The 18290-nt window shown below is 72.8% G+C and carries 15 protein-coding genes; 8 read left to right on the top strand and 7 right to left on the bottom strand.

The features are described 5' to 3' along the window. Positions 1–29: 29 nt before the first annotated feature. The 4 genes from xylB (at position 30) to H180DRAFT_RS26190 (ending at position 6118) form a co-directional block, all read left to right on the top strand. Positions 30–1469 carry a xylulokinase gene (gene xylB, locus H180DRAFT_RS26205; protein WP_055488630.1) on the top strand — a complete coding sequence of 480 codons (1440 nt, stop codon included), beginning with the start codon at positions 30–32 and terminating at the stop codon, positions 1467–1469. Positions 1470–1552: 83 nt separating this feature from the next. After that, a complete protein-coding gene (locus H180DRAFT_RS26200; RefSeq protein WP_055488629.1) occupies positions 1553–2776 on the top strand; it encodes an ROK family transcriptional regulator in 1224 nt (407 codons plus the stop codon). Positions 2777–3804: 1028 nt separating this feature from the next. Then, positions 3805–4581, top strand: coding sequence for a bestrophin-like domain (locus tag H180DRAFT_RS26195; protein ID WP_055488628.1), 777 nt, complete (start codon positions 3805–3807; stop codon positions 4579–4581). A gap of 43 nt (positions 4582–4624) precedes the next feature. Further along, a complete protein-coding gene (locus H180DRAFT_RS26190; RefSeq protein ID WP_055488627.1) occupies positions 4625–6118 on the top strand; it encodes an acyl-CoA synthetase in 1494 nt (497 codons plus the stop codon). Between the two features lie 112 nt (positions 6119–6230). On the opposite strand, the gene H180DRAFT_RS26185 is transcribed toward H180DRAFT_RS26190, so the two are convergent. Further along, positions 6231–7238, bottom strand: a complete 1008-nt coding sequence (locus H180DRAFT_RS26185; RefSeq protein WP_055488626.1) for an acetylxylan esterase — start codon at positions 7236–7238, stop codon at positions 6231–6233. A 136-nt stretch (positions 7239–7374) separates the two neighbouring features. On the opposite strand from H180DRAFT_RS26185, the gene H180DRAFT_RS26180 reads away from it, so the two are divergent. Then, complete coding sequence (locus H180DRAFT_RS26180; protein ID WP_055488625.1) at positions 7375–8805, top strand: lipase maturation factor family protein; 1431 nt, start codon at positions 7375–7377, stop codon at positions 8803–8805. Between the two features lie 708 nt (positions 8806–9513). After that, positions 9514–10926 (top strand): hypothetical protein, encoded by a 1413-nt coding sequence (locus tag H180DRAFT_RS26175; RefSeq protein ID WP_254666199.1) that lies wholly within the window; start codon positions 9514–9516, stop codon positions 10924–10926. Here the strand turns inward: H180DRAFT_RS26175 and H180DRAFT_RS26170 are convergent. The 3 genes from H180DRAFT_RS26170 to H180DRAFT_RS26160 all read right to left on the bottom strand — a co-directional run bounded on the left by H180DRAFT_RS26170 (position 10913) and on the right by H180DRAFT_RS26160 (position 13112). Beyond that, positions 10913–11632 carry a methyltransferase domain-containing protein gene (locus H180DRAFT_RS26170; RefSeq protein ID WP_055488623.1) on the bottom strand — a complete coding sequence of 240 codons (720 nt, stop codon included), beginning with the start codon at positions 11630–11632 and terminating at the stop codon, positions 10913–10915. The two genes, H180DRAFT_RS26175 and H180DRAFT_RS26170, sit on opposite strands and share 14 nt — an antisense overlap. Then, positions 11629–12243 carry a TIGR04282 family arsenosugar biosynthesis glycosyltransferase gene (locus tag H180DRAFT_RS30655; RefSeq protein WP_055488705.1) on the bottom strand — a complete coding sequence of 205 codons (615 nt, stop codon included), beginning with the start codon at positions 12241–12243 and terminating at the stop codon, positions 11629–11631. Before H180DRAFT_RS30655 ends, H180DRAFT_RS26170 begins: the two co-directional genes overlap by 4 nt. Before the next feature lie 194 nt (positions 12244–12437). Further along, positions 12438–13112: a glycosyltransferase family 2 protein gene (locus H180DRAFT_RS26160; protein WP_055488622.1), complete on the bottom strand. Its 675-nt coding sequence runs from the start codon at positions 13110–13112 to the stop codon at positions 12438–12440. A gap of 123 nt (positions 13113–13235) precedes the next feature. Between H180DRAFT_RS26160 and H180DRAFT_RS26155 the strand changes: the two genes are divergently transcribed. Together H180DRAFT_RS26155 and H180DRAFT_RS30650 are read left to right on the top strand one after the other, a co-directional pair. Beyond that, complete coding sequence (locus H180DRAFT_RS26155; protein ID WP_055488621.1) at positions 13236–14021, top strand: response regulator; 786 nt, start codon at positions 13236–13238, stop codon at positions 14019–14021. Continuing rightward, the gene (locus H180DRAFT_RS30650) at positions 14014–15276 is read left to right on the top strand and encodes a sensor histidine kinase (RefSeq protein ID WP_055488704.1); all 1263 of its coding nucleotides are present in this window, start codon (positions 14014–14016) and stop codon (positions 15274–15276) included. The genes H180DRAFT_RS26155 and H180DRAFT_RS30650 overlap by 8 nt, the downstream gene beginning before the upstream one ends. 349 nt (positions 15277–15625) lie before the next feature. Here the strand turns inward: H180DRAFT_RS30650 and H180DRAFT_RS26145 are convergent, their stop codons facing one another. The 3 genes from H180DRAFT_RS26145 to H180DRAFT_RS29620 all read right to left on the bottom strand — a co-directional run bounded on the left by H180DRAFT_RS26145 (position 15626) and on the right by H180DRAFT_RS29620 (position 18274). Further along, entirely contained in the window at positions 15626–16648 is a 1023-nt protein-coding gene (locus H180DRAFT_RS26145; protein WP_055488620.1) for an NAD-dependent epimerase/dehydratase family protein, read from the bottom strand. A gap of 373 nt (positions 16649–17021) precedes the next feature. Continuing rightward, positions 17022–18089 (bottom strand): glycosyltransferase family 2 protein, encoded by a 1068-nt coding sequence (locus tag H180DRAFT_RS26140; protein WP_055488619.1) that lies wholly within the window; start codon positions 18087–18089, stop codon positions 17022–17024. Next, a complete protein-coding gene (locus H180DRAFT_RS29620; protein WP_139151449.1) occupies positions 18068–18274 on the bottom strand; it encodes a hypothetical protein in 207 nt (68 codons plus the stop codon). The genes H180DRAFT_RS26140 and H180DRAFT_RS29620 overlap by 22 nt, the downstream gene beginning before the upstream one ends. Positions 18275–18290 lie beyond the last annotated feature (16 nt).

The following is an 18290-nucleotide window of genomic DNA, read 5'->3' as shown; positions in this document are numbered from 1 at the left end:
GGCCGCGAAGAAGGAGGCTGAGGGGTTTCATGTCCGCACCAGAGGGACCGTTCGTCATCGGCGTGGACAGCTCCACGCAGTCCACCAAGGCACTCGTCGTCGACACCGCCACCGGCGAGGTCGTCGCACGCGGCCAGGCGCCGCACACCGTCACACCGGGACCGGGCCACGAGAGCGACCCGGAGGAGTGGTGGCAGGCGCTCGGAACCGCGCTCGAACAGTGCGGCCGTGCGGCGCAGCAGGCCTCGGCCGTGTCCGTGGGCGGGCAGCAGCACGGGCTCGTCACGCTCGACGCGGGCGGCAGGCCCGTGCGCCCCGCGATGCTGTGGAACGACGTGCGCTCGGCACCGCAGAGCGACCGGCTCATCGAGCAGCTGGGCGGTCCGGACGCCTGGGCGGACCGGTTCGGCAGCGTCCCCGCACCCGCCTTCACCGTCACCAAATGGGCGTGGCTGTGCGAGAACGAGCCGGAGTCCGCCGCCGCCACGGCAGCGGTCAGGCTGCCGCACGACTACCTGACGGGGCGGCTCACCGGTGACGGGACGACCGACAGGGGCGACGCCTCCGGCACCGGCTGGTGGGCGAGCTCCACCGGCGCCTACGACGAGGCGATGCTCGAACTCATCGGCCTTTCCCCGCAGTTGCTGCCACGCGTGACGACTCCGGGCGAGGCGGCGGGCACCGTGCGGTCCGGTCTGCCGGTGCCGGCGGGCGCGCTGGTCGCGGCAGGCACCGGCGACAACATGGCCGCCGCGCTCGGGCTGGGCCTGCGCCCGGGACAGCCCGTGCTGAGCCTCGGCACGTCCGGCACGGTGTATGCCGTCTCCTCGCGCCGGCCCACCGATCCGACCGGCACCGTGGCGGGCTTCGCCGACGCCCGCGGCGACTGGCTCCCCCTGGCCTGCACCCTCAACTGCACGCTGGCCGTCGACCGCGTCGCCGCACTGCTCTCCCTGGACCGCGAGGCCGTCGAAACCGGCGGCGAGGTGGCGCTGCTGCCCTTCCTCGACGGTGAGCGGACCCCCAACCTTCCCTACGCCTCAGGACTGTTGAGCGGCCTGCGCCACGACACCACCGCCGGCCAGATCCTCCAGGCCTCCTACGACGGCGCGGTCTTCGCCCTGCTGCGGGCACTGGACAAAGTGCTGGACGGGGAGAACGGGGAGGAGGCCGGCGGGAACGCCCCGCTGCTGCTGATCGGCGGCGGCGCGAAGGGAACCGCCTGGCGTGAGACCGTCCGGCGCCTGTCGGGCAGGCCGGTGCAGGTGCCGCGCGCCGAGGAGCTCGTGGCGCTGGGCGCCGCGGCCCAGGCGGCGGGGCTGCTGCTGGAGGAGGACCCGGCGGCCGTGGCCCGCCGATGGGGCACCGCGAACGGTCCTGCCTACGAGGCGATCCCGCGGGACGAGGCCACCCTGACCCGCGTCGCGGACACTCTCGCGGGGGCGGATACGCTGCTGCGGCAGCGCTGACACCCCTGCCGGCGACCCGGCCGGACAGCACGCCCCGCCGGGCGGGCGGTTCAACTCACAGCGGAGCAACGGACGTTAGGTTCATGGCAGTCCCACCCAACTCGCAGCAGGAGATGCGTCAGCGCAATCTCTCGCGTGTGCTGTACGCGGTCGCCTACGCCGCTCCCGTCTCGCGTGCCTCCATCGCGGCGAGGATCGGGCTGACGCGCGCCTCCGTATCCACCCTCGTCGAGGAGCTGCTGCGCGCGGGGTTCCTCGTCGAGCTGGGCCCGGGGCGTTCCGGCGGGGTGGGCAGGCCCGGTAATGCGCTGGCGCTCACGGGCCTGGGCCCGTGCGGCATCGGGGCCGAGATCGGCGTGGACCATCTGACGGTGTGCGCCGTCGACCTCGAAGGCCGGGTCCGCGTACGCGCCGGGGACGAGAGACCCAACGGCGAGGCCGGGGCGGAGTGCGTGCTGCGGCGCCTGAGTTCGCTCCGCGACCGGGTCGTCAAGGAGGCCGGCGCCGCCGGGCTGCGCCCGGCGGGCCTGGCTGTCGCCGTACCCGGGCTCGTCACCCGTTCGTCGACGACAGTGGTACGCGCGCCGAACCTCGGCTGGTACGACACGGACCTGGCGGCGCATCTCGCCCCGGCGGGCGCGCCCCTGCCGCTGACCGTGGAGAACGAGGCCAACTTCGGTGCGCTGGCGGAGCTGTGGCTCGCCGGGAGGAACGGGGAGAGCGGGGAGAGCCAGGCACGGCGCGACTTCATCCACGTCTCGGCCGAGGTCGGCATCGGCGCCGGAGTCGTCCTCGACGGTGAACTCCTGCGCGGCACCAGGGGGTTCGCCGGGGAGCTGGGCCACGTGCCGGTGCAGCCGGACGGGCCGCGCTGCGCCTGCGGCGGCTCGGGCTGCCTCGAACAGTACGCCGGCGAGGCGGCTCTGCTCCGGGCAGCGGGAATCCCGGTACGCGGCGCCGGCGGGCGTACCGCGGCGCTGGCAAGGCTGAGGTCCCGCGCCGAGGACGGCGACGAGGCGTCTCTGCGGGCTCTGCGCCGCGCCGGCAGAGCCCTGGGCATCGCGCTCACCGGAGCGGTCAACCTCCTCGATCCGCGGGCGGTACTCCTCGGCGGCGCCCTCGCCGGGCTGGCGCCCTGGCTTCTCCCCCCGCTGGAGCGGGAGTTGCGGCAGCGCACGGCGAGTGAGGACACCGTTCCGGAGGTGGCGGTCTCGGCGATCGGGAGCGACGGCCCGTCGCTGGGTGCCGCGTACTCGGTCGTTCGGGCGGTGCTCGACGACCCCCTGCCGTACGCCGTCGCGCACTGACGGGCTGAGCCCCGCACGGCGGGCGACCGGCGGCACGAGGCAGCACCCGGTCCCTCACCGGCAGCGATCCGGCCGGCCCGGCACCCGGCTCGTCAACTGCGCCGCGGGCTTCAGCACTTCGGGCGAATACCGGGAGGATGCCGTGCCTTGTGCAGGCGGCGCCCCACATGCTCGGTCACGTGACACGACGCCACAGATGGCACCGCGCCGCCTCAACCACCGTGGCCGGTGCGGCACTTGCTCTCACCTGCGCCGCACCCGCAGCGGCCTGGTCCCCGCCGCCAGCCGGAACGGACGACGGCACGCGCCGCATACCCTCACCTCGCACCGACGAAGACCCGGACCGCCTTGCTGACGGCGACGGTCTCGGCCTCGCCCTCGAAGCGGCCGGTGTCCGCCTCCGGCTCGCCACGCGGGACGGCACGTGCCACGCCGTGTCACTCACCGTCATCGCCGACCGCCTCCGGCTCGCACTGGCCGCACGGCACTGTTCCTGGGAGTGCGTCTGCGAACCGGAAACCCCGCCCCCACCCCTTCCGACGCCCGCACCCACCGCGCCGCCGTCCCCCGGCCCACCCCGGCCGACGCCGCCTTCCGCCACTGCGGCTCCGCAGCCGGCGCCCAGTGACGAACCACGGGCCCAGGCCCCGGTCGTGCACCGCCCCCGGCAGCCCGCACATGTACCGCCTCCCGAGGCGCGGCCCGCCCCGTCCGAAGCGGTCCCCTCCCCCGCGCCCGCTCGCTCCCGTCCGGCTGCACCAGCCCGACTCGAACCGGTCCCACGCACCGACAGCGGCCGGCTGCCGCTCTCCGGGCGGCTTCTTCTGCTCGTGGCTCCCGCCGTGCTCGCCGCCGCCGCGCTGCGCGCCCGCAGCGGCCGTTCCGGCAACTCGCAGCGCAGCGGCGCCGGTTCGGGCCCGCCTCCGTCGTCGTCACCCTTCGGCCGTTGAACGGGGCGGGTGCCGTCAGGCCCCTTCGCCTCCGACGCCTCCGCCGAACGCCCCCGCCGATCACAAGGGAGTGCAACCGTGCCCGAATGGATGCTCCTCGTCCTCGCGACCCTCACCGCCTGCGCCGCCGTAACCGTGGCCGTCGTGCTCCGGCAGCGGCGTGCGGCCTCCGACGACCCCTCCGAAACCCCCGACGTGATCGAGTACATGACGATGATGACCGGGGTGGTGTACGCGATCGTGCTCGGCCTGGCCATCGCCGGTGTGTGGGAGGCACGCAACGTCGCCGACGACGTGGCCACCGACGAGGCCCAGGCCCTCCACGAGGTCCACGAGCGAGCCCAGGCCGCCCCCGCCGCCCCTCGCGAGCAAATCAGGTCGGACGTCGCCGCCTATGTCCACCACACCGTCGCCGAGGAGTGGCCGTACATGGTGGAGCACGGCAGTCTCACCCCTCACGGCGGCCGGCTCCTGGCACAGCTTCGCAAGGACGTACTGGCCTGGGAGCCGAGCACGTCACGTGAGGAGCAGACGTACGCGGCGCTGGCGGACCGTGTCGCGGCGGTCGACGCCGCACGCACCAGCCGTGCGGGCAGCGCGGAGCCGACGCTGCCGGGCGTCGTGTGGCTGGGGCTGTTCGCCGGCGCAGTGGTGTCGGTCGGGATGCTCTTCGCGTTGCAGATCCAGCGATCGACGAGGGAGCTGCTGCTGGCGGGCATCTTCACCGCGCTGATCGCGTTCCTGCTCTTCCTCGTCCGGCACTTCGACGAGCCGTTCGCCCGCGGACTGACCGATCCGGCGGGGGCGTTCACAGCGCTCTTTCCCCAGGCAGGCAGCAACGTCACAGGCGGATGAGATGCTGACGGCTCCACGGTCGGGATCGTCTGAGGAGAACCGGGTGTCACTGCTCCTGCCCGCGCTGCACACCGAGTCCAGCCGCGCTGCCCTCCGCTTCGGTGAGCGCGCGCTCAGCTACCGGCAGCTCGCCGCGGCGGCGGGTGAGATGGCCACGCGCATCGGCGACGCCGGACGGATCGCGGTGTGGGCCACCCCCACCCTGGAGACCGCCGTCGCCGTGGTGGCCGCCCTGCTCGCCGGTGTTCCCGCGGTACCGGTGAACCCGCGCAGCGGCGAACGCGAACTGGCGCACGTCGTCGCCGACAGCGCACCCTCCATGGTTCTGGCCGAGCCGGACGCCGAGCTGCCCGAGGCGCTGAGCGGGGTTCCCCGCACGGACATCGTGGTCACCGGAGAGGCCGACGCCACCACGTGGGCTCTCGCGCCCGAACCCAACGCCGAGTCGCCGGCGCTCATCGTCTACACCTCCGGCACCACCGGGCCGCCCAAGGGCGTCGTCCTCTCCCGGCGCGCGGTCGCCGTGACGCTCGACGCGCTGGAGGACGCCTGGGAGTGGACGGCGGACGACGTCGTAGTGCACGCGCTGCCGCTGTTCCATGTACACGGCCTGATCCTGGGCGTCCTCGGCCCGCTGCGCCGCGGCGGAGGCCTCCACCACCTCGGGCGGTTCTCCACGCAGGCAGTGGCGGACGCCCTCGCCGGGGGCGGCACCATGCTCTTCGGCGTGCCCACCATGTACCACCGGCTGGCGGAGGCGCTGGATTCCGAGCCGCGGCTTGTCGAGGCGCTCGCCGGTGCGCGGCTGCTCGTCTCCGGCTCCGCTCCGTTGGCGCTGGAGGACCACCGGCGCATCACCGAAGCGACGGGCCGTCACGTCATCGAGCGCTACGGAATGACGGAGACGCTGATGAACACCAGCGTCCGCGCCGACGGGGAACCCCGGCCCGGCACCGTCGGCGTGCCGCTGCGCGATGTGGACGTGCGCCTCGTCGACGACGCGGGCAGACGGATCGGCTCCGGGGGCGGGGCGGAACCGGAGGGCACGGACGTGGTCGGGGAGGTGCAGGTGCGCGGTCCCAATCTCTTCACCGAGTACCTCAACCGCCCTGACGCCACGGCCGGGGCCTTCGACGGCGGCTGGTTCCGCACGGGCGACATGGCCACGCGGGACGCGGACGGTTACGTGCGGCTGGTGGGGCGCAAGGCCACCGACCTCATCAAGAGCGGCGGTTACAAGATCGGTGCCGGCGAGATCGAGAACGTACTGCTGTCGCACCCCGGCGTCTCCGAGGCCGCGGTCACCGCCGCACCGGACCCGGATCTCGGCGAGCACGTCGTCGCCTGGATCGTGCCCGCCGAGCCCGCCTCACCACCGCGAGGCGAGGAACTGGCGGACTTCGTCGCGGCGCAGCTCGCCCCGCACAAGCGGCCCCGCACCGTGCACTTCCGGGACGCGCTGCCGCGCAACGACATGGGCAAGATCCTCAAGCGGGAACTGGCCGGCCCGACTGCGACGGCACAGCCCGCGGACTGAGCCGCGCGATCCGGCCGTGAGCCCGGTCCCCGCCGCTGGCGCCGGGGCCCGGCGGTCTGCGGCGCTTCGGAGAAGGCCGCGCGGCCGGTGCGGTGACGCGGCAGCCGGCGGGTCAGGCTCCCTGCCGCTGGCCGTGGTCCGGCGCCAGCCCTCGGTCGGCGAGCCAGCGCAGCTGATGCAGCGTCTGCGAGCCGCGCCCGCCGCCGTGGTCGCCGAAATGCCAGACCACCACGTCCTTGTCGTCGTGCGCGTAGTGGTTGTACGCGGCGAAGCCGGTGGACGGCGGGCAGACCGGGTCCATGAGGGCGACGCTGAAGAGCGCGGGCACCGCCGCACGCCGGGCGAAGTGCAGACCGTCGAAGTACTCGAGCGTGGAGAAGACGCTCTCGGGGTCGTCTCGCATGTGGACCCCGAGATAGTGGGCGATCTCCGGGTACGGGCCGGCAACGGCGAGTTCCGCACCGCGCCGGATGTGGCACAGGAACGGAACGTCCACGAGGGCCGCCGCGACGTCCGTCCCGGCCAGGGCGGCGACTGCCAGGGCCAGACCGCCTCCCTGGCTGTGCCCGGTGACGATCACGCGCGCGGGGTCGACCGCGGGGTGGCTGCGCGCGGTCTCGGCGGCGAGCACCGCGTCGGTGATCAGCCGCCGGTAGTAGTGGTGTTCGGGGCCGTCGATTCCGCGGGTCATGAAGCCGCCCACGTAGTGCGGTCCCGGCACCGGGTCCGGGTCGGGGGTGGCATGGCCCTGGCCGCGGCTGTCGACGACGAGGTGGGCGTAGCCGGCGGCGCTCCACAGCAGATGCTCGGTGTGGAGCCCTCTTCCGCCGCCGTAGCCGATGTAGTTGACGATCGCCGGCAGCGGTGCGTCCGCGCCGCGCGGCAGCAGCAGCCACGCCGCCACGGGCTGCCCGTCCCAGCCGGGGAAGCGCACGTCGTGGACGTCCACCGTGCGCAGCGGGGAGTCCTCGATCCGCGGGAACGTCGCCGGCGGTGCCGTGCTTGCCGCTTCCCGGGCCGCGGAGAGGGTGCCCGCCCAGAAGTCCTCGAAGTCGTCCGGCGCTGCGGTCTCGGGCCGGTAGGCACGAAGTTGCTCCAGCGGCATGTCGGTCAGCGGCATGTGTCTCCTCGGCGAACGCCCCGGTCCTCCATGTGCCCGGCGGGCCCAGCATGGCACGGGCAGCGGTACCCGCCCTGCCGCGCCCTTCACCCCCTCACCCGCCCATGACGGACCACGACGGTGGTATCCGTGGCACATGGACTGGTTTGCGGCATCCGACTACTGGCTGACCCGGATCGTGCTCCAGAGGGCGCTGGCCGGCATCTACCTGGTCGCTTTCGTCTCCGGAGCCCTGCAGTTCCGGGCGCTGATCGGTGAGCACGGGCTGACCCCGGTGAGACGGTTCGTGCGGCGCGCTCCCTTCCGGGCCTTTCCGAGTCTCTTCCAGTGGCGCTGCTCCGACCGGCTGTTCGCATCGGTCTGCTGGGGCGGCGCGGCACTGTCGGCGGCCATCGTGGCGGGCGCCGCGGACGCCGTTCCGCTCTGGGCGTCGATGCTGATGTGGGCGCTGCTGTGGCTCGCGTACCTCTCGATCGTCAACGTGGGGCAGATCTGGTACAGCTTCGGCTGGGAGTCGCTGCTGCTGGAGGCCGGCTTCCTGGGGATCTTCCTCGGCAACGACGAGACGGCTCCGCCTGTGCTCGTGCTCTGGCTGCTGCGCTGGCTGGCGTTCCGGCTGGAGTTCGGGGCGGGACTGATCAAGTGGCGTGGTGACCGCTGCTGGCGCGAGCTGACATGTCTGGACCACCACCACGAGACGCAGCCGATGCCCGGCCCTTTGAGCTGGTTCTTCCACCGGCTGCCCAAGCCGCTGCACCGCGTGGAGACGGCGGCCAACCACGTGGCCCAACTCGTCGTGCCTTTCGGGCTGCTGATGCCGCAGCCGGTGGCCACGTTCGCAGCCGCGGTCGTCATCGTCACCCAGCTGTGGCTGGTGCTGTCCGGCAACTTCTCGTGGCTGAACTGGCTGACGATCGTCATCGCCCTCGCGGCAGTGGACAGTTCGGCCTTCTCCGGGGCACCGCCCCCCTTCGCCGCGCCACCGCTGTGGTACGTCGTGGTGGTCTGCGCCGTGACGGCTCTTGTGCTGGCGCTGAGCTACTGGCCCGTGCGCAACATGGTGAGCCGGGGCCAGCAGATGAACGCCTCCTTCAACTCGCTTCACCTGGTGAACACTTACGGTGCCTTCGGCAGCGTCACCCGGGTGCGGCACGAGATCGTGATCGAGGGCACGGACGAGGAACTGCCCGGCGAGGAGACGGTCTGGCGGGAGTACGGCTTCAAGGGCAAGCCCGGCGATGTGAGCCGTCTGCCGCGCCAGTTCGCCCCGTACCATCTGCGCCTGGACTGGCAGATGTGGTTCGCCGCCCTCTCCCCCGCCTACGCGGCCGGCTGGTTCGAACCGTTCGTCGCCCGCCTGCTGGAGGGCGACCGCGAGACCCTGCGGCTGCTGCGGTACAACCCCTTCCCCGGCCAACCACCCACGCACGTACGGGCGCTGCTGTACCGGTACCGGTTCACGACCCGTGCGGAACGGCGGGAGACGGGCCACTGGTGGCACCGCACGCTGGTGCGGGAGTTCCTGCCGCCCGTCCGGGCAACGAGAGACGCGGACCAAGCACGCTAGTGCTGTGGCCGGCTGCCGCCCGGGCGGTGAGGAAGCGGTCCTTCGGCCTGGCCGCATCCTGACCGGGGACCCACCGGGCCGCCGAAGGCAACGGCCGGTGAGGCCCCCTCTCCGGTGCGGAGGACGTCGGGGAGGACCGGACCACACCTGATGGCTGGAATCGTGCGCCTTGGCTGGTTTGCCGTCAACGTCGGCGTCGCAACTTTCACAACCCGGCGCCCGGCCCCACCGTCACGACCACACGCAAGCCCTCAGAGGAGGGGTACCGGGCGCCGCAACCGTCCACGAAAAGGCGAGGCCCCGCCTGCTCCCCCCACAGGAACAGACGGGGCGACCCCGTCCACCACCCCCCACAGGGGCGAACGGGAATCCAGGGCCGACGCCGAGCCCTGCTGGCCACTGATGCCGAGACTGCGCTCGCATGTCCCAATTGCGCAAGATGCCAGATGGTCACATTTCCGCCACGGGTGATCCGGCAGCCGTGCGGCCGAGCAGGCGCCCCGTGGCCCGTGGGTGAAGTGAGTGCAGTGCGCGTCCGCAGAGGGAGGTCTGGCGCCGCCGATCTGACGACCCGGTGACATCTGCCCCGGAGAGCCGCTGCGATGCTGGTCACCGCCCTACGGTGGGCAGGTGACCACCTCCACGCGAACTGACGGCCCGGACAGCGGAACCGGCCCGGACAGCGGGACCAGCCGCCGCCGAGCGGCGGTGAACGGCGCCGTACGGGGGTTTCGTGGCGTCCACCGCCGCAGGGTGCTCGACCTCTGCGCAGTGGCCGCGGCAGCACTGCTCTTCGCGGCAGCGGCGGTGGCGGGCCGCAGTTACGCGGACAGCCCCGGCACGCTGCGGCTTCGCTGGCCGCCCCTCTACGCGTACTGGATGCCGCACGCCGGCCCGGGCACCGTCCTCGCGCCTGCCCTGGCCGTACTCCTGATCGCCTACGGGCCGCGCCTCGCCGCAACCCTGCACTGGCGTTCGCTCCTGCACGCGGCATGGGCGGCCGGGATGGCGTGGAGCTGGTCGCTGACGCTCGTCGACGGCTGGCACCGGGGCGTCGCCACGCGGCTGACGACGAGTTATGAGTATCTGCAGTCCGTCGGCGAGGTCGAGGACATCGGTGCGACACTGCGCGGCTTCACGGCACGCATCCTCATGGACGCGCCGGACAACTGGCCCCCGCATGTCGCCGGCCATCCGCCGGCGGCGCTGCTGACCTTCGTCGGGCTCGACCGGGTCGGACTCGGCGGCGGCGTCTGGGCCAGCGTCTTCGTCATCACCGCCGGATCCTCGGCAGTGGCGGCCGTGCTGGTGACGGTCCGGGCGCTGGTCTCCGAGCGGGCGGCCCGCACGTGCGCCCCCTATGTGGTGCTCACACCCGCCGTGGTGTGGACCGGCGTCTCGGCCGACGGCTACTTCACGGCGGTGAACGCGTGGGCGCTGGCGCTGCTCGCCCTTGCGGCGACCCGCAGCGTACGGGCTCCCGCGTGGGCCGCGGTGGGCTCCGGACTCCTGTTCGGGCTGGCCTGCTATCTGTCGTACGGGTTGATTCTGACGGGGTTCCTCGCTCTTGCGGTGCTGGCCGCGGCGCGTGCGGTGCGCCCCGTTCCCCTCGTACTGCTGGGCATGGCGCCGTGGTTCGTCCTCTTCACGGCCGCGGGGTTCTGGTGGTTCGAGGGCTGGTCGACCCTTGTCGAGCGCTACTACCAGGGAGCAGCGCGGGTCCGCCCCTACGGCTATTTCGTGTGGGCGAACCTGGCTGCGCAGACTGCTGTGGCAGGGCCTGCCGTCGTCGCGTCACTGCGCAGGGCGGGCGCCGCCGCCACCGCCTCCCTGCGGGCCCGCCGGACCCGCCGAAGTGGCGGGGAAACCGACGCCGAGCGGGAGGAGTCGACGAGGCGGCGCGCAGCGCTGCTGCTTCTCGTCGCGGGCGCTGTGTGCTGCGTGCTGGCCGCGGACCTGTCGGGGATGAGCAAGGGCGAGACGGAACGCATCTGGCTGCCGTTCACGCTGTGGCTGCTGCCGGCGACGGCGCTGCTGCCGCGCCGTGGCCGCCGTTGGTGGCTCGCGGCGCAGGCGGCCACCGCGCTGACGGTCAATCATCTGCTGATCACTGGCTGGTGAGTACGGCCGACAGGCCCGGACCGTTCCCCGGCCTCCAGGACGGGCCCGCAGGGCGGGCGCGGCCAAGGGCCATGAACGGCCGCTCGCCGCACCGCCATTCCTCCACGACCCGCCAGCCGGCCTCCGCGGCCCGCTCCCTGAGCGCTTCCCGGCCCAGCCTCGCCCAGAGGAAGGCCGGGCCCTGAGCGTCCGTGCCGTCGTACAGCCGCACCTCACTTCTCTCCTCCACCTCCGCGGACGAGGCCTCGGCGAACAACAACCCGTCGGGCGTGAGAAGTTCCTGTATGCGGTCCAGCAGCCTCGCCGGATCGCCCCCGATGCCGATGTTGCCGTCCAGAAGCAGCACGCTCTGCCAGCGTCCCTCGCCGGGAAGCGGCTCGAACACGGAACGCTGCAGCGCCGTGCCACCCGCGCCGCGCGTACGGGCGATCGCGGCCGGGGACGTGTCGACGCCCAGCGCGGGCACGCCCAGCCCGGACAGTGCCGCCACCAGCCGCCCGGGGCCGCAGCCGACGTCGAGGACGGCGCCCGAGCAGCGGCGCAGGACGCTCATGTCCGCCCGGTCGGCCTGCGCACACCACCGCTCCACCTCCAGCGGCAGCAGCCAGCCGTCGCGGCGCTGCAGGAACAGCGGTCCGCGGCCGGCGCGCAGCGCGTCAGCGTAGGGGTCCTGCTCCGTGCACCACGCCGGCGCGGGTGCACTCACTGCGCCACCGCCCGGGCGAGATCCGCGTGCACGGAGGCGAAGTGCCCCGAGGAGAGTGCGGCGACCCGGGCCGCGTCGGCAGCGGTGTCCACATCGCGCAGCACCGGCAGGTCCCGTACGGACAGTCCTGCCTCGACGAGCCGGTGACGCTGCCGTGCACCCGTGTCCGCCCTGGACATCGGCACGCCCAGCACGAGGCCGGGCCGCGGGCGGGCCATGCCGAGGGCCCAGAAGCCGCCGTCCGCCGCGGGGCCGAACCAGGCGTCGTGCTCGTCCCACGGGCCGGAGTCCGTGGCGAGGGCGAGCAGTCCGGTGGTGATCTGCGGGGTGTCCATGCCGATGAGCAGCGCCGGCCCGTCGCACAGTCCGAATGCGGCCGCGATCCGTTCGTCGAGGCCGCCGCCGCACTGCGGCACCACTTCGAACCCGCCGGGCAGCCAGGGCCCCGGCCGCCCGTCGAGCACCAGTACGCGTCGGCGCACGTGCATTCGCGCGACCGTCTCCAGGGTGTCCGCCAGCGCCGCCTCGGCGAGCCGGGCCGCGTCCTCGGGACGGTAGGGGGGCGTCAGACGTGTCTTGACCCGGCCCGGGACCGGCTCTTTGGCGATCACGAGAAGGGTCGTCGGTGCAGGAACGGGTGCTTCGGCGGAGGCGGGTCGGGGTGCTCCGGCAGGGGCGGGCCACCGGGCAGGGCCCGCCGCGGCGTCCGGTGACGCGGCGGGCAGCGGCAGCCGGGCACCGGATGCGGGCGGGGCGGGGTCCACGGCTCCGCTGTCCCCGGTGCGGTGGCCGTCCCCGGCGCCGCTCATCGCAGGACCGCCTGCATGTCGCGCACCGCGTGCCAGGTGCCGAGCCATGTGCCGGTCACCTTCGACTTGCCCGAACGGGGCAGGTAGTCGACCTCCGTCTCGTCGATGCGCCAGCCCGCGTCGGCGGCGCGCACCACCATCTGCAGCGGGTAGCCGCTGCGGCGGTCCGTCAGCCCCAGTCCGAGCAGCGCCTCGCGGCGTGCGGCGCGCAGCGGTCCCAGGTCGTGCAGCCGCACGCCGGTGCGGCGCCGCAGCATCCGCGAGAGAGCGCGGTTCCCGAGCCGGGCGTGCAGCGGCCACGCTCCGCGCCGCGTGGGGCGGCGCCGTGCCAGTACGAGGTCCGCGGTGCCCTCGCGGACGGGGGCCGAGACGCGCGGCAGCATGCCCGGGTCGAGGGTGGCGTCGCAGTCGCAGAACGCGACGAACTCCGCCTCGGCCGCGAGCAGCCCCGCGTGGCAGGCGGCTCCGAACCCGCGGCGCTCCTCGCGCACCACTGTGGCGCCGTGGTCGCGTGCGATCTCCGCGGAACCGTCCGTCGAACCGTTGTCGACGACGAGTGCCCGCCATCCGGCCGGAATCCGCTCCAGCACCCACGGCAGCGCCTCGGCCTCGTTCAGGCAGGGAAGCACCAGGTCGCCTTGCCAGGACTGCGAGTTGGTGGTCATCTTCATCTGCCTCACCCTACGAACCCATACCGGACATATGGGATCGACGCACCTTACGGAAGGCTGACATCCGCACCCGGCCCCACCTGTGCCGGTTCTCTGCCGCCTGCCCGGTGCCAGACTCGCCCTATGCGAATACAGCCTCCGGCCGCGGCACGCAGGGTCCTTGTCGTGGACGACGACCCGACCGTCACGGAAGTGGTGGCCGGCTATCTCGACCGCTCCGGTTTCGTCGTCGACCGCGCGGCCGACGGCATCGACGCACTGACCAGGGCGCAGGCCGCGCCCCCCGACCTGGTCGTGCTGGATCTGATGCTGCCGGGACTGGACGGCCTCCAGGTGTGCAGGCAGCTTCGCCGGCAGGGGCCGGTGCCCGTCGTGATGCTGACGGCACGGGGCGACGAGGAGGACCGCATCCTCGGCCTCGAGGTAGGCGCGGACGACTACGTGACCAAGCCGTTCTCCCCGCGCGAACTGGTGCTGCGCATCGAGTCGGTGCTGCGCCGAGCAGGAGCGCCGCCGCCGGAGGGCCAGTTGCTCACGGGGGGCGGCATCACCCTTGACCCGGCTGCCCGTTCAGTCTTCGACGCACGCGGGCCCCTTTCGCTGACGCTCCGTGAGTTCGACCTGCTCGCGCATTTCCTGCGCCACCCGGGACGGGCCTTCAGCCGGGAGCAGCTCATGGCGGACGTGTGGGGCTGGGATTTCGGCGACCTGTCGACAGTGACCGTGCACGTACGGCGTCTGCGGCACAAGGTCGAGGCCGATCCCGCGCACCCCCGGCTGATCACGACGGTGTGGGGCGTCGGCTACCGCTTCGACGACGGCGGCGGGGGCCTGTCCGCCGCTGACGGTGGCGGGCGCCGGGATTCCGGCGGAGACGGCGACGGCGGAAGCGGAGGCCGCGATGCGTGACCTGCTGTTGATCGCGCTCTATGCGGCGCTGGGAGCCGCGGGCGTCGGGCTGGCCGGACTGCTCGCACTGCGCGCGCTCCGGCGCCGGTCGGTGGCCGTGTCGCTCGCCGTACTCACCGCCGTGGCCGTGGGTTCGGTGCTCGCCGGAACCCTGTCGGTGGCGTGGGCGATGCTTCTCAACAAGCACGACCTGGGCGTGATCACCACGGTGTGCGTGATGGCGGGCGTGACCGCGACCGCCACCGCACTGCTGCTCGGCCGGTGGGTGATCGGAGGGCACCGTGCGCTGGAGCAGGCGGCGCGCGCGCTGGGCGAGGCGGGCGGAGACGGAGACGCAAGCACCGGCGGATTCGCCGGCGCCGGTGACGCCGGACACTCGAACTCGACGGGCGCACCGCCCCGCGGGAGCGGCGGTCGGTCCCGGGCCGAGGGCACCATCGGGGCCGGGGAGGACGCGGCCGGTCCCGGCGTCGGCGGATTCGTGCAGCCCACCACACCCATGCCTGCAGAACTCGCGTCGCTGGCACGGCAGTTGGCGGACTCCAGCGCAAGGCTGGCCCGTTCCCGCGAACGGGAGCGTGCGCTGGAGGCCTCACGGCGGGAACTGGTCGCGTGGATCTCGCACGACCTGCGCTCGCCCCTGGCCGGGCTGCGTGCGATGGCCGAGGCTCTGGAGGACGGAATCGCCGCGGACCCGGCCCGCTACCACCGGCAGATACGCGGTGAGGTCGAACGGCTCTCCGGCATGGTCGGCGACCTCTTCGAACTCTCCCGCATCCAGGCCGGTTCGCTCACGCTGTCGCCGACTCGCATCTCCGCTTACGACCTCGTCAGCGACGCCCTCGCGGGAGCGGACGCCCTCGCCGGTGAACTGGGGGTGCGGCTGGCCGCGGCCGGCGTCGAGCAGGTCCCGATGGAGGTGGACGGCAAGGAGATGTCCCGCGTGCTGGCCAACCTCCTCGTCAACGCCATCCGGCGCACTCCCGCTGACGGCACGGTTGCCGTGACGGCGAGACAGGTCGAGGACTCGGTGGTGCTGTCGGTCACCGACGGCTGCGGCGGGATCCCCCCGGAAGACCTTCCGCGTGTCTTCGACACCGGCTGGCGCGGCACCGACGCCCGTACGCCGCCGGGCGGCGCCGGCCTCGGGCTGGCCATCGTCCGCGGCATCGTCGAGGCCCACAGGGGGCGCGCCGCTGTACGCAACGTGCCGGGCGGCTGCCGGTTCGAGGTCATGCTCCCGGCCGCTCGCTGACGTGCCCGGAAGGGACGCCGGGGTCGGCGCCCGGCGCAGTCGGCGCTCGACCGCGGGCCCGAGGTGGACGGCGGCGAGCCGTCGGTTCCTACCAGGACGCGGCGCCGCACTGCCTTCCGGCCCCGTGTCCGGCAGTGACCGGGGAGGACCCGCGACCGGAGGCGCGTCCGTCGACCACGCTGCGGGCCGGACAGCCGTCCCGGTCTCGGTCGCAGGTGCGTCACGGTGCGGCATGAGGGCCTCGCCGGCCGCCGGTGCAATGCCGCAATCCGCACCAGGCCGGAAGGCCCTCGCCCATTCAAGATCACCTACCGGTGATCATGGTCACCGACCTCCACGGGCAGAAGACCTAGGAGCGTACGGGGAGGGCCAGTTCGTCCTTCGCGAACCGGGCCATTCCCTCCGCGAACGGCACGCGCGCGCTCCAGCCCAGCTCACGGCGGAAGCGTTCGGAGGACGCAGTGATGTGGCGTACGTCGCCCAGACGGTACTCCCCCGTCACCTCGGGCTTCGGCCCGCCGAACGCCTCCGCCAGGGCGTGGGCCATCTCCCCCACGGTGTGGGGCCGGCCGCTTCCGGTGTTGTACGCGCGCAGCGCCCCGCCCGGCAGACCATCGAGGGCCTCGAGCGCGACGACGTTCGCCGCCGCCACATCGTCGACGTGGACGAAGTCGCGACGCTGTGCGCCGTCTTCGTACACCTGTGGGGCCTCGCCCCGTTCCAGTGCCGAGCGGAAGAACGAGGCCACTCCCGCGTACGGAGTGTCACGCGGCATCCCGTCTCCGTAGACGTTGTGGTAGCGCAGGCTGATGACACGGCCGCCGGTGGCCCGTGCCCACGCGGCCGACAGGTGCTCCTGCGCCAGCTTCGTCGTGGCGTACACATTGCGCGGATCTGCCGGGGCGTCCTCCTCGACGAGTTCGGGGTCGAGCGCGGCGCCGCACCGCGGGCAGGGAGGCTCGAACCGGCCACTGTCCAGGTCCGCTACGGACCGGGGGCCGGGCCGCACCACCCCGTGGACCGAGCAGCTGTACCTCCCCTCCCCGTACACCACCATCGACCCGGCCAGGGCCAGCCTGTGCACCCCGGCATCGGCCATCTGTTCAAGGAGCACGGCAGTACCGAGGTCGTTGCAGCTCACGTACGCGGACGCATCCGCGAACCCCTTGCCCAGCCCCACCATCGCGGACTGGTGACAGACCGCATCGGCTCCTCTCAGAGCCTCCCTGACTGCCGCCGGATCCCGTACGTCTGCCCGGATCCCGGTTGCCGCTGCCGTGTCGAGGACCACTGGCTCGTGGCCCGCGGCCTCGAGCGCGGTCACGATGTGGGACCCGATGAACCCTGAACCGCCTGTCACCAGTACGCGCATGGGTCCACGCTACGGCGGCAGGACCCCTGACCGGCCGAACCGGGACGCATGTCAGCGTTCCGTAAGGTCAGCCATGCCGCCTGCGCCCGCCGAGGCGATCAACGCACGGGCATCTTGTACGTCGAGGCGGCACCCCTGTCACCGCACCCCAGCGGGCACTTCGGCCACATCTGTCACATCCGTCACCTCCGTCACCTCCGTCACCTCCGTCACGCTGATGAGTACCGTTCCACTGATGCCGCGCCTCTTCCTTCAGCGAATTGGCCTGTGCAGCCGGCTCCCGGGCGCGGGGGGGCCGGGGGCCGGGGCGGGCGCCCAGGAGGAACAACCGCCGGGATCCGGATCCCTGCGTCGACGGCTGAAGCGCACCGGCTCACACGGCCGCAGGCCCCCTCCCCTTCTCGTAGACGGTCAAGCCGCGCGAAAGCCTCAGGGGAACGAGCACGAGCTCCACCGCCACGGCCTTCCACGCATAGAGCAGGTTCACGATCTTGGCCGGATAGACACAGGGAATGTTCAACAGCACACGCCCCAGCGGGAGTCGGCGTCTCCGAGCCGCGTACACCAGGGGCGGCAGGGTGAAGACCAGCTCCGCGCCCAGCCACCACAGCACGGTGGGCAGAGCAGGGCGTCCCATGCCGAGCGTCAGAACGAACGGCGCACTCCACCAGAGGGGCGCGGTGAGGATCTCCAGTATGGCCAGCAGCACCCACACAGCGAGTATCGGTTTCCTGCGCAGCAACTGCGCCGTGTGCAGGCGCACGTTCTGGCAGAAGCCCGCCATCCACCGCCACACCTGCTTGCGCAAGTAGAGCAGGGTCTCCGGGTCCGCCGCCCAGGCGACGGCGTCACCGACGTAGCGCGCACGCCGTCCCGCGATCTGCTGTGACCAGGTGAAGTCCATGTCCTCCACGATCGTCCGCTCCGGGAAGCCGCCGAAGTCCACCAGTGCCTCCTTGCGGAAGACGGAGCAGCAACCGGAGCACACCATCGGGCTGTTGGCGCGCTGCTGAATGGGCCGATGCCAGTGGAAGCCGAAGAGATACTCCACGGAGCGGCCGCGTTCCCACACCGTCCGCGCGAACCGGGTCTGAACATTGCCCGCCGCGACGACGACGTCAGGATCGTCGAAAGCGGGAAGGATCCGCTCGATGTAGTCCCTCGCCAGCACAGTGTCGGCGTCGACCGCGAGCACCAGCTCCCCTGAGCAGTGCGGCAACGCGTAGTTCTGCGCCCGGGCCTTGCTGCCGAGATTGCGCGGCGGGCGCAGCACGCAGACGCCGTAGGCGCGTGCCACGTCGCCGGTGCCGTCCCGGGAGGCGTCGTCCACCACGATGACCTGCTGCGCCGGCACAGACTGGCGCAGCACCGACTCCAGGGTCGCGGGCAGGCCCTCTTCCTCGTCGTGGGCCGGGATGATCACCGTGACGCTGCGGACCACGCGCTCACCCCCTGCGCCGTCGCCGGTGCTGCACTGCTCGCCCGCCGGCGCCGCCGCAGGGCCGCGCGCACTATGACGACGGCTCCGACCAGTCCGTACACCAGCACGCTGACACCGATGAACGGCAGCCCCCCGTGCATGGGCTCCTCCTCTTCGCACATGTCCCGGCGCCTCTCGCCGGGCACGGAAGACAAGCTAGCC

Origin of the sequence: Streptomyces sp. WMMB 322, assembly GCF_900090145.1 — a bacterium.
Taxonomy (GTDB): Bacteria; Actinomycetota; Actinomycetes; order Streptomycetales; family Streptomycetaceae; genus Streptomyces.
This window is presented reverse-complemented; position numbering and strand designations above follow the sequence as displayed.

What these genes read in the sequence shown, in the direction of transcription:
- H180DRAFT_RS26155 (WP_055488621.1), top strand. Translation starts at nt 13,236, where the DNA reads ATGCGAATACAGCCTCCGGCCGCGGCACGCAGGGTCCTTGTCGTGGAC.
- H180DRAFT_RS26160 (WP_055488622.1), bottom strand. Translation starts at nt 13,112, where the DNA reads ATGAAGATGACCACCAACTCGCAGTCCTGGCAAGGCGACCTGGTGCTT.
- H180DRAFT_RS30650 (WP_055488704.1), top strand. Translation starts at nt 14,014, where the DNA reads ATGCGTGACCTGCTGTTGATCGCGCTCTATGCGGCGCTGGGAGCCGCG.
- H180DRAFT_RS26180 (WP_055488625.1), top strand. Translation starts at nt 7,375, where the DNA reads ATGGACTGGTTTGCGGCATCCGACTACTGGCTGACCCGGATCGTGCTC.
- xylB (WP_055488630.1), top strand. Translation starts at nt 30, where the DNA reads ATGTCCGCACCAGAGGGACCGTTCGTCATCGGCGTGGACAGCTCCACG.
- H180DRAFT_RS26200 (WP_055488629.1), top strand. Translation starts at nt 1,553, where the DNA reads ATGGCAGTCCCACCCAACTCGCAGCAGGAGATGCGTCAGCGCAATCTC.
- H180DRAFT_RS26185 (WP_055488626.1), bottom strand. Translation starts at nt 7,238, where the DNA reads ATGCCGCTGACCGACATGCCGCTGGAGCAACTTCGTGCCTACCGGCCC.
- H180DRAFT_RS26145 (WP_055488620.1), bottom strand. Translation starts at nt 16,648, where the DNA reads ATGCGCGTACTGGTGACAGGCGGTTCAGGGTTCATCGGGTCCCACATC.